The following is a 258-nucleotide window of genomic DNA, read 5'->3' as shown; positions in this document are numbered from 1 at the left end:
AATGTCGAGAGGCGCGTGGCCTTGCTGCCTTCTTCACGGTCGTCGATGTGGCGCTGAGCGCTGACGACGTCGATGCGGATCAGCCGCTGCAAGATGCCTCGGTCGGGCAGGCGCTCGGCTTCGCTGCCGTCAGGGCTCAACTTGAATTGGTCGAGCTTGTAGTGGTCATGCAGGGTGGCCGCAAGATAATCGAAAAGCGACTGATCGTCGTCCCGGTCCTTCAGGTAGGCCTGCGCCAGTTGCTCGGGATTCGCAGGC

At 62.0% G+C, this 258-nt stretch carries 1 protein-coding gene; it reads right to left on the bottom strand.

The window, feature by feature from the left end:
• On the bottom strand, positions 1 to 258 hold a 258-nt coding region (locus KZZ04_RS19805; RefSeq protein WP_219423971.1), incomplete at both ends, for a hypothetical protein.

It is taken from the genome of Pseudoalteromonas sp. CR1 (genome assembly GCF_019392235.1).
In the GTDB taxonomy this organism is placed as follows: Bacteria; Pseudomonadota; Gammaproteobacteria; order Enterobacterales; family Alteromonadaceae; genus Pseudoalteromonas.
Note: the sequence above shows the minus strand (reverse complement) of the source record. Positions and strands in the feature narration are given on the sequence as shown.